The 9,393-nt window shown below is 64.7% G+C and carries 10 protein-coding genes; 2 read left to right on the forward strand and 8 right to left on the reverse strand.

The annotated features are described in order from the left end of the window. Window positions 1-22 precede the first annotated feature (22 nt). The 8 genes from ACNPN0_RS10180 to ACNPN0_RS10215 form a co-directional block, all read right to left on the reverse strand. On the reverse strand, window positions 23-1,501 hold the full coding sequence (locus tag ACNPN0_RS10180; RefSeq protein ID WP_105656223.1) for an amino acid permease: 1,479 nt from the start codon (window positions 1,499-1,501) through the stop codon (window positions 23-25). Between the two features lie 14 nt (window positions 1,502-1,515). After that, window positions 1,516-2,931 (reverse strand): aspartate ammonia-lyase, encoded by a 1,416-nt coding sequence (locus ACNPN0_RS10185; RefSeq protein WP_332727513.1) that lies wholly within the window; start codon window positions 2,929-2,931, stop codon window positions 1,516-1,518. A 47-nt stretch (window positions 2,932-2,978) separates the two neighbouring features. Beyond that, window positions 2,979-3,974 carry an asparaginase gene (locus ACNPN0_RS10190; RefSeq protein WP_434689212.1) on the reverse strand — a complete coding sequence of 332 codons (996 nt, stop codon included), beginning with the start codon at window positions 3,972-3,974 and terminating at the stop codon, window positions 2,979-2,981. Next, window positions 3,971-4,675, reverse strand: coding sequence for a FadR/GntR family transcriptional regulator (locus ACNPN0_RS10195; protein WP_105656225.1), 705 nt, complete (start codon window positions 4,673-4,675; stop codon window positions 3,971-3,973). Before ACNPN0_RS10195 ends, ACNPN0_RS10190 begins: the two co-directional genes overlap by 4 nt. Window positions 4,676-4,812: 137 nt before the next feature. Next, window positions 4,813-5,250 (reverse strand): SRPBCC family protein, encoded by a 438-nt coding sequence (locus ACNPN0_RS10200; protein ID WP_359185342.1) that lies wholly within the window; start codon window positions 5,248-5,250, stop codon window positions 4,813-4,815. Between the two features lie 9 nt (window positions 5,251-5,259). Next, complete coding sequence (locus ACNPN0_RS10205) at window positions 5,260-6,240, reverse strand: TIGR03086 family metal-binding protein (protein ID WP_448937755.1); 981 nt, start codon at window positions 6,238-6,240, stop codon at window positions 5,260-5,262. Next, window positions 6,237-6,575, reverse strand: a complete 339-nt coding sequence (locus ACNPN0_RS10210) for an ArsR/SmtB family transcription factor (RefSeq protein ID WP_105656228.1) — start codon at window positions 6,573-6,575, stop codon at window positions 6,237-6,239. The genes ACNPN0_RS10205 and ACNPN0_RS10210 overlap by 4 nt, the downstream gene beginning before the upstream one ends. A gap of 136 nt (window positions 6,576-6,711) precedes the next feature. Next, a complete protein-coding gene (locus ACNPN0_RS10215; protein WP_105656229.1) occupies window positions 6,712-7,662 on the reverse strand; it encodes a beta-ketoacyl-ACP synthase III in 951 nt (316 codons plus the stop codon). Window positions 7,663-7,909: 247 nt separating this feature from the next. Here ACNPN0_RS10215 and ACNPN0_RS10220 point away from each other — a divergent pair, with 247 nt between their 5' ends. Together ACNPN0_RS10220 and ACNPN0_RS10225 are read left to right on the forward strand one after the other, a co-directional pair. Further along, the gene (locus ACNPN0_RS10220; protein ID WP_359185345.1) at window positions 7,910-8,740 is read left to right on the forward strand and encodes a metallophosphoesterase family protein; all 831 of its coding nucleotides are present in this window, start codon (window positions 7,910-7,912) and stop codon (window positions 8,738-8,740) included. Window positions 8,741-8,804: 64 nt separating this feature from the next. Further along, the gene (locus ACNPN0_RS10225) at window positions 8,805-9,365 is read left to right on the forward strand and encodes a histidine phosphatase family protein (protein ID WP_332488856.1); all 561 of its coding nucleotides are present in this window, start codon (window positions 8,805-8,807) and stop codon (window positions 9,363-9,365) included. Window positions 9,366-9,393 lie beyond the last annotated feature (28 nt).

Raw genomic sequence — 9,393 nt, forward strand, 5'->3', positions numbered from 1 at the left:
CCCCCCCGGTCCCGGGATCCTGCTACCGCTGGTTGGCCGGCTGCTCGTTGTGCAGCCGCGCCTTGGCGATCTCGTTGATTCGTCCGCGGCACAGGTACCAGCCGCCGATGATCAACGGGATGATGACCACCAGCGAGGCAATGGTCCAGGTGCCGATGGGATTATCGAACGCCATCATCACCAGCACCAGGGCCAGGAAGCCCAGGGTGACCCAGCCGGAGACCGGAGCCAGCGGCATCCGGAAGCCGGGGCGCTGCTGCTCGCCGCGCTTGGCGGACTTCACCAGCGCCATCTGGCACAGCACGATCATCCCCCAGGAGGCAATGATGCCGATGGCCGCGAAGTTCAGCACGATCTCGAAGGCCTTGGCCGGGACCACGGCGTTGAGCACCACGCCGAACACGGCCACCACAGCGGTGATCACGATGCCGCCGTAGGGAACCCCGGCCTTGTTCATCCGCCCGGCGAATTTCGGCGCCGAGCCGTTCAATGACATGGAGCGCATGATGCGCCCGGTGGAGTAGAGCCCGGCGTTCAGCGAGGACAGCGCCGCGGTGAGCACCACCAGGTTCATCACCACGTCCATGCCCTGCACGCCGATGGATCCGAAGAAGGTCACGAACGGCGATTCCCCGGCGCTGTACGCGGTGTAGGGCAGCAGCAGCGAGAGCAGCACCAGCGAGCCGACGTAGAATACGGCGATGCGGATGATCACGGTGTTGATCGCCTTGGGCATGACCTTTTCCGGATTCTCCGTTTCGCCCGCGGCGGTGCCGATCAGCTCGATGGAAGCATAGGAGAAGACCACGCCCTGCATCAGCACCAGCACCGGCAGCAGGCCATTGGGCAGCAGCCCGCCATTGGAGCTGAGCAGCGAGAAGCCGACCTCATGTCCTGCCAGCGGCGTGCCGAAGATGACGAAGTAGCAGCCAATGATCAGGAAGGCCACCAGGGCCACGACCTTGACCAGTGCGAACCAGAATTCCATCTCGCCGAAGGCCTTGACCGAGATCAGGTTCATGGCCAGCACCACGGCCAGCGCCAGCAGCGCCCAGAGCCACTGGGGCACCGAGCTGATCCACCCCACGTACTTGCCGAAGAAGCCCATGTACAGGGCCACCGCGGTGATATCGACAATGGCGGTCATTACCCAGTTCAGCCAGTACAGCCAGCCGGTGGCGAAGGCCGCCTTCTCGCCGTAGAACTCGCGGGCGTAGGACACGAAGGAACCGGTGGACGGGCGGTGCATGACCAGTTCGCCCAGCGCCCGCAGGATCAGGAAGGCGAAGAAGCCGCAGACTGCGTAGCTGATGACAATGCCCGGTCCGGCTTCGGCCAACCGGCCGCCGGCACCCATGAACAGCCCGGTGCCGATGGCGCCGCCAATGGCGATCATCTGCATCTGCCGGGAGGACAGGCCCTTGTGGTAATCGTTGTCGCCGGCCGTCAGCGCGGCATCGGGGACGTGCGCCGCGGTGGCGTGCGGAGTGGAATTATCCATATGATTCCTCGGATCTAGTCGGTGAGGTTGGCGAGGCGCTCGGGGGAGAGCAGCTCATTGAGGTCTTCGGCCGAGAGCAGGCCGCGTTCGAGCACCAGCTCGGCCACGCCGCGCCCGGTGTGCAGCGCTTCGAGGGCCACCGAGGTGGATGCCGCGTAGCCCAGCCGCGGGTTCAGCGCGGTGACCAGGCCGATGGAGTTCTCCACCTCGCGGCGCAGCGCCTGCTCGTCCACGGTGATCCCGTCGATGCACTTGTGCGCCAGGGTCAGGCAGCCGTTGGCCAGGTGCTTCAGGGAGAGCCCGATTGAGTGCACAATCACCGGCTCGAAGGCGTTCAGCTGCAGCTGCCCGCCCTCGGCGGCCATGGTCACGGTCAAGTCGTGGCCCACCACCTGGTAGGCGATCTGGCTGACCACTTCCGGGATCACCGGGTTGACCTTGCCGGGCATGATCGAGGAGCCGGACTGCACGGCCGGCAGCTGCAGGTCGTTCAGGCCCGCGCGCGGACCGGAGGAGAGCAGGCGCAGGTCGTTGCAGATCTTGGAGATCTTCAGCGCCACGCGCTTGAGCACGCCCGAGAGGTGCACGAAGGCGCCCACATCCGAGGTGGCTTCGATCAGGTCCGGGCTGGTGGTCAGCGGCAGGCCGGTCAGCTCGCGCAGGTGGCGGCAGGCGGCCTCGGCATAGCCGGCCGGGGCGTTCAGCCCGGTGCCGATGGCGGTGGCGCCGAGGTTGATCTCGGTGACCAGGCACAGCGATTCTTCCAGCCGCGCCCGGTCCTCGCCCAGGGTCACGGCCCAGCCGCGGAACTCCTGGCCCACGGTCATCGGCACGGCGTCCTGCAGCTGGGTGCGGCCCATCTTCACCACGGTGCGGAACTCGGCGGCCTTGGCGATGCACGAATCCTGCAGCACCTCGATGGCTGCCAGCAGCGGCTGGGTGGCGAAGTGCGTGGCGATGTTCACCGCGGTCGGGTAGGCGTCGTTGGTGGACTGCGAGAGGTTCACATGGTCGTTGGGGTGCAAGAAGGAGTACTCGCCCTTGGCATGGCCCATGATTTCCAGCGCCAGGTTGGCGATGACCTCGTTGGCGTTCATGTTCGTGCTGGTGCCGGCCCCGCCCTGGATCGGGTCGATGATGAACTGCTCATGCAGCGCCCCGCCGGCGATGGCCTCGCAGGCCTGGTCGATGGCGTTCGCGCGCTGGGCGTCCAGCAGCCCCAGCTCGTGGTTGGCACGCGCCGCGGCCTGCTTCACGCGCGCCAATGCGCGGATCAGGTGCGGGTTGCCGGACAGCTCGGTGCCGGTGATGTCGAAGTTCTCCTTGGCGCGCAGCGTGTGCACGCCCCAGTAGGCATCCGCCGGGATATCGCGGTCGCCGATCAGGTCATGCTCGCTGCGGGTCTGGCCGCTGAGCAAGGTTTCAGGCATGGTGGATTCTTCTCCAGGATTCGTTGAAATGGTTGGAACGGAAAAAATTACAGTGCGGCCAGCAGGCCCACGGGCGCACCGCCGCCAAAGGCCGGGCTGGTAGCCAGCGGTTCAAGGGCCAATGCGGCCTCGGAGCCCAGGTGCTCGGCGAGCAGCTTGGCGGTGATCGGCATCCGGGCGCGGTCCGAGCCGTCGGCGATCTTCACGGCCAGCGCGCTGCCATCGGGCAGGCCCACGGCCTGGATGCCCTCGAAACCGTCCTTGGCCACGGAGCCGGGCACCGCGCGCATCAGGGCGGTGACATCGCGGCCGACGCCGGCTACCAGTTCCGGGTAGCCGGCCATTGCCGCGGCCACGCGTGCCTCGGCGGTGCCTTGCGCGGCGCTGGCCAGCTTGCCGAAGGCGCGGGCCAATCCGGCCAGGGTCATCCGGTAGACCGGGGTGCCGCAGCCGTCGGTGCTCTCCCCGGAGATCTGTTCGCCCGAAAGATCCTCCACGGTGTCCTGCAGCAGCTGCAGGAGGCGTTCGTCGTGCAGGTAGTTGGCGGTGTCCCAGCCCTTGAGCTCGCACAGGGCCGCCAGTGCGGCGTGCTTGCCCGAGCAGTTCTGCGCGAGCGTGGTGGCCTTGCCGCCAGCGGCCAGGTAGTCCTGGCGCTCGGCAATGCCGTAGGGCAGGTCGGTGGAATTGCGCAGCGCTGTGTGGTCCAGGCCGGCGGCGGCCAGCGTGGATTCGGCGACCTGCAGGTGGCGCGGGCTCCCGGAGTGGCTGGCCGAGGCCAAGGCCAGCTGCTGGTCATCGAGCTGCAGTCCGGCGCGCAGCATGCCCACGGCGAACAGCGGCTTGAGCGCCGAGCGCGGGTAGAACGCGGCCTGGGCATCGCCGCGGCTGGCGGCGATGGAGCCGGCGGGATCCAGCAGCACGGCCGAGCCGTAGTGGATGGACTCCACGGCCTCGCCGCGGGTGGCGATGACCAGCGGTTCGTGCTGCGGCAGTGCCTCAACGACCAGCGAAGCGCGCAGGGTCTGGGGATCGGCGGGGGTCACTTCTTGCTCCTGACTATGGTGGATACTGCTTGCTGCACCGCATTGAGGTGCTTGGCCATCGCATTGTTGGCCGCTTGCGGGTCTTGGGCGGCGATGGCCTGGTAGATTTCCTGGTGCTCCGAGTTCGACGGCGACCGGCGGCCGGCAACCAGGTTCACGGTCTCGGACTGGCGGGCCATGGCCTCGCGGATGTCCGCGACGACCTTGGAGAACACCGAGTTGCCGCTGGCCTGGGCGATCGCGGCATGGAAGGCGGCGTCCAGCTCGACCCAGGCTGCCGGGTCGTCTTCCTGCTCCATCGCCTCGATCAGCCCGCTGATCCGCTCCAGGTCCTCGGCGGTGCGCCGGGTGGCGGCGAGGGTGGCAGCCGGGATCTCGATATGCGGACGGGCTTCGTGCAGGTCGTCGGAGGAGAACGTGCCCAGTTTCAGCTCGCGGGTGGGCCGGTGGGAGACCACGAAGGTGCCGCGCCCGGTTTCGGTGCGGGTCAGGCCCAGGGCCGCGCAGGAGCGCAGCGCTTCGCGGATGACCGAGCGGCTCACGCCGTAGTCGGCCGCGAGGGCAGCTTCGGATCCCAGTTTCGCGCCGATGGCGATTTCCTGGGCTTCAATGGCTAGGCGGAGTGCATGGAAGACGCCTTCGGCAGCAGATCGTCGTTCGATCGGTTGCTGTCCGGGTGTCCAGCTGTCAGACAGGTTCACGTGTACCAGTCTGGGGTGTGATCCACTTAACGTCAAGTCGAGAACTGGAGCAATCGGGAATGCTCAGGTCAGTGACGCGGGGAACACCGCGGACACGATGCCACAGGCAAGGTATCCGCGGTGTTCGCCGCTGGTCCTCAGTCTTTCTCCAGGATGCTTTTCAGCGCCCGGAGATCAGCCATATTGGCTCGCCGCATCATCATTTCCATCAGCGGGCCGGCCAGTTTGCCGAAGCCAGTTGGCTCGCCGTCATTGCGCAGGTGGACCCGGGTCGCCGTTGGCCCTATCGCTTCGAAGCGATAGGTGGTGCGCATGGGAAACGGGCCCTGCGCGGTGGCCATGACCAGTTCCTCGTTCTCCGCGAACCTGGTGACTTCGTAGGTGTAGGAAAGCTTCCGTCCAAGGAACCTGGCTTCGAAGGCGGTGCGTGATCCGAGGCCGAAGCCATGGGGATCCAGCCGGCGCACCGAGTGGATATTCCGGTACCACGCCGGAGCGTTCAGCGGGTTCATCGCGTAGCCGGCCACCACCGAACGTGGCCGGTCGATAGCGATGCTCGTGGAGGCATCAACCATGGGAGGTCCTCAGGCTCCTGCGGGAACGCGGCCGGTGAAGGCAATCAGGCGATCCAGGCTGCTGGCGGATTCGGCGACCATGGTTTCTTCCGCGAAGGAACCGGAGGTGCGCTGAGCCGGTCCCACGGTCTTGCGTGCCAAGCCCAGTACGTATTCCGCGTGGCCAGGATGGATCGCGAACTCCTGGCCGGTCGCCTGGGCGAAGTCCCACCCGTGAACCATCAGTTCCAGATTCAGGATCCCGGCAACCACTGAAGCCGGCATGACAGCGAATCCGAGATCAATCTCGCCGGCAACGCCGCGAGCGGCAAAAGCCTCCAGGGTCGGCTGCACCAGGTTGGCGATGCGTGCTTCCGGCGCCAGGGCCGGCTCATCGGATACCGCAGCGCCCAGGGCACCGCCGATCATCGAGACCGAACCCGCAAGGTGATCCAGCAGCTCGCTCACGGAGAACTCGGAGCAGGGAGTGGCTTTGGCCAGGTCCGCTGCGCAGATGTTGTTCAGGATGAACTGCAGGGCTGCCACGGAGCCCTCGGCGGAAACGATCGGATTCTGCGGCTCGGGCACGGCGTTCCACTCGTCGATGGCTGCTTCGCCGGTTTCGGCAAACTCCTTCAGCCGATCCAGGAAGTGGTTCCATCCCTCGGCGTGGCCCGAGGACTGCTCGGCGTCCAGCCCCTCATGGCGCAAGGTCAGGGCCGTGCCCTGATCCAGCGGTTCCAGGGTGATGAAAACCGTCGAATCGCCGGGCGGAACGGCATCCGAACCTTCCCATCCCATGGTGAAGACCAGGCGCTTGCCGGGCTCGATTTCGGTGAAAGTGCCCGAGGCCTGGTGGCCCGGACCCATGGTGAAGCGGTAGCTGCCGCCGGTCTGCAGGTCAACGCGGTTGGCAACGGTTTGCCAGCGGCGAAGGCGTTCCGGGTTGGTGACCAGTGCAAAGGCGGTGTCGGCGTCAACGGGGAGGATGACTGTTCGTTCAAAGCTCATGGCTTTTCTCCTGGTGGCTGGTGCGGTGGCCCATTGAACGACGCCAATTCGGCGGCCTCGGCAACGAGCAGGTCGAGTTCGGTATTCCAGAACGAGTCAAGGAGGGCCTTGAGCTTCGTGATGCCTGCAGGGTCCAGCGAGTAGTAGCGGCTGCGGCCATCCTTGCGGGCTTGCAGCAGTCCTACGTCAATCAACAGCAGCAGGTGTTGCGAGATGGCGGAGCGGCTGACGGCGAAGTTCGCGGCCAGTTCCGTCACCGTGCGTTCCCCGGAACCCAGCAACTGAATCAAGCGCCTGCGCGTTGGCTCGGAAGCGACTTCCAGTAGATCAAGCATGAAAAATACGTTAGCAGTCACTAACGCGTTGTTGCAAGGGATTCGGAGCGGCTTTTTAGCCTGATGCGGAAGGCGCCGTTAAAGCACTAGTGGGGGCCCCGCAAAATGCCGTAGCGCCCACTCATGGCGAAAATAATTAAGGGATCGTGATGATCTGGCCGGCGTAAGCCAGGCCGCCACCGAAGGCGAAGAGCAACGCCTTGGAACCCGAAGGCAATGGCTCATCCGAAGCCATCAACTTGGAAAGAGCCAGCGGAACCGAAGCGGCCGAAGTGTTGCCCGAGTACACCACATCGGTGGCCACGCGCGCGTTCGGTGCGCCGATCTTCTCTGCCAATGGCTCGATGATGCGCAGGTTGGCCTGGTGCAGGACAATGGCGTCCAGCTCCTCAGGCTTCATGCCGGCACGGTCGATGATTTTCGAAGCGATCTTCGGCAGCTGCGTGACGGTCCAGCGGTAAACGCTCTGGCCGTTCTGCGCAAACTTCATGTTGTTTTCTTCTTCGATGCGCACCGCATCGGACAGGGACGGAACCGAACCCCAGACCACCGGCGAGATGCCGTTGTCCTCCGATGCGGTGATCACGAAGGCGCCAGCGCCGTCCGCGGTCAGCACGCAGGTGGTGCGATCGGTGAAGTCGGTGTAGTCGGTGAGCATCTCCGAGCCGATAACCAGGGCATTCGTCGCCGAGCCAGCGGCAATGGCGCCCTGGGCCAGGCCAACTGCGTGGGCAAAGCCTGCGCAAGCCACGTTCACGTCCACCGCTGCCGGTCCTTGGTCCATGCCCAGGGCGTTAGCTACGCGTGCGGCCATGTTCGGCGAACGGTCCGTAGCGGTGCAGGTGGCGACGATGATCATGTCGATATCGGCTGCCTTGATGCCAGCGGCGTTGCCCAGCGCCATCTCTGCGGCCTTGATGGCCATGGAGTCTACGGTTTCAACACCGGTTCCCCAGCGGCGTTCTTCGATGCCGACACGTCGGGTGATCCATTCATCGCTGGTTTCCACCAACTTTTCCAGCTCGGTGTTAGGGACGATGCGCTCTGGCTGGAAGTGGCCAAAGGCGACGACTTTGCTGCCGGTCATGGATATAGCTCCTCGGTGGATTCAAATCTTCTCTTCTAAGATTAGTCGTTTTGGATGCTACTCGCCGTTCATATGCGCCAGAAAGCATGTGTCAGCCAGTTTTACCTGCCTTCCATGGCCGATTTGTCCGATTATCGACAAAACCCCGATTCTTCAGGACTTCATATGGCGTCGACACCCTGTTCACCTGCTGGCCAGAACCCCGGCGTTCAATGGGATGAAATGCAGCAGCCGTGAAGGAGGAAAAATGGAACCTCTGACGATAATCCAATTGAGCGACACCCACCTGCGTCCCGAAGGGCAGCTGCTTCACGGATCCATTGATTCGTGGCAACGAACAGAACAGGCGCTGGAAGCAGCCGCGTGTCTGGGTCCGGATGCCATTGTGGTGACCGGCGATATCGCAGACCGCGGTTCGGACATCCATGAGCGGGCCGCAGGGATCTTCAACCAGGCCCAGCGCGAACTGGATTGCCCGGTCATCACCGTTCCGGGCAACCATGATCCGTTGGGCGCGATTGGAGAATCCTTCAACACCAGGCGCCTGTCCACCGGTCCGCATCCAGCCGACACGGTGCACGAGGGCCTGGGGCTTCGGATTATCGGATTGGACAGCGGGGGATTCCAGTTGGCCCGGGGACGCTTGGAACAGCGGCAGCTCGATTGGCTTGCCTCGCTGCTGGCGGTTCCGGCGCCGCGCGGATCTCTGCTGCTGCTGCACCATCCTCCGGTGGAAGCCGCCAATGAAGCCCGCGCCGGCCGCGGGCTGGAGAACCCGATGGAGCTGGCGGCCATCGCCGCCGGAAGCGATATCCGTGCAATCCTTTGCGGCCACTACCATCAGGCGTCCACCAGCCAGCTGTTGAGCACCCCGGTGTTCATGGCTCCTGCAGTGTCCTACAACATGAATCCATTTGCCCCGACGCAGATCGTTGACGAGCCCGCAGCGGGATTCAACGTCATCAAGGTCGGGGCGAAATCGGTCGACGCGTTCGCTGCATCCAGCGGCCAGTACGCCGCGCTGCACGCGAGCACCCCGCTGCCAGCGCCGGTCAAGAGTTCGCAGACCGGCAACTGACTCCAAGAACACTACTTCGCACCGGGCACCAGTTGCTTCGGTGCATGCCAGAAAGAAGAAGACGATGAGCGCAAAGAAACTGATCCTGATCCGCCACGGACAGACCGAATGGAACAAGGCAGGACGCCTGCATGGACGCAGCGACCTGCCACTGAACGATACCGGCATCCGCCAAGCCCAGCAGCTGGCCACCGAGCTGGCACCCGAAGGTACTTGGGACGCAGTGTATTCCTCCCCGTTGTTCCGTGCCCGCCAAACAGCGCAGATCCTCGCCAATAGCTTGGGCATCCGTGCCCTGCACGAAAACCAGGAACTGATGGAGCAGGACTTCGGCGATCTCGAAGGCACCTTGGTGGCCGATGGCGCCGACGAACAGCGTCAGCTGCTGGTTGGCACCGGAGAAACCGAAGAGCATCTGGTGGGGCGTGCAGTGAACGCATTGTTCAAGATCTGCCATCAGCATCCCGGGCAGAACGTGATGGTCGTGAGCCATAGCGCCTTGATCTGCTCGGTAATCGCCGCGCTCACCGGCGAAAGCAATCCGCGCATGGCCAATGGAACCTATGTCGAGCTGGATGCGCAGCTACTGGTCAACCACGTCTCGCGCGAACCGCTGTGGCATTAGGAAGCAAAGGGCAAAGCCGCGGGGGGGG

Source organism: Glutamicibacter sp. AGC84 (assembly GCF_053543575.1).

What these genes read in the sequence shown, in the direction of transcription:
- ACNPN0_RS10210 (WP_105656228.1), bottom strand. Translation starts at nt 6,575, where the DNA reads ATGCTTGATCTACTGGAAGTCGCTTCCGAGCCAACGCGCAGGCGCTTG.
- ACNPN0_RS10200 (WP_359185342.1), bottom strand. Translation starts at nt 5,250, where the DNA reads ATGGTTGATGCCTCCACGAGCATCGCTATCGACCGGCCACGTTCGGTG.
- ACNPN0_RS10215 (WP_105656229.1), bottom strand. Translation starts at nt 7,662, where the DNA reads ATGACCGGCAGCAAAGTCGTCGCCTTTGGCCACTTCCAGCCAGAGCGC.
- ACNPN0_RS10185 (WP_332727513.1), bottom strand. Translation starts at nt 2,931, where the DNA reads ATGCCTGAAACCTTGCTCAGCGGCCAGACCCGCAGCGAGCATGACCTG.
- ACNPN0_RS10220 (WP_359185345.1), top strand. Translation starts at nt 7,910, where the DNA reads ATGGAACCTCTGACGATAATCCAATTGAGCGACACCCACCTGCGTCCC.
- ACNPN0_RS10205 (WP_448937755.1), bottom strand. Translation starts at nt 6,240, where the DNA reads ATGAGCTTTGAACGAACAGTCATCCTCCCCGTTGACGCCGACACCGCC.
- ACNPN0_RS10180 (WP_105656223.1), bottom strand. Translation starts at nt 1,501, where the DNA reads ATGGATAATTCCACTCCGCACGCCACCGCGGCGCACGTCCCCGATGCC.
- ACNPN0_RS10225 (WP_332488856.1), top strand. Translation starts at nt 8,805, where the DNA reads ATGAGCGCAAAGAAACTGATCCTGATCCGCCACGGACAGACCGAATGG.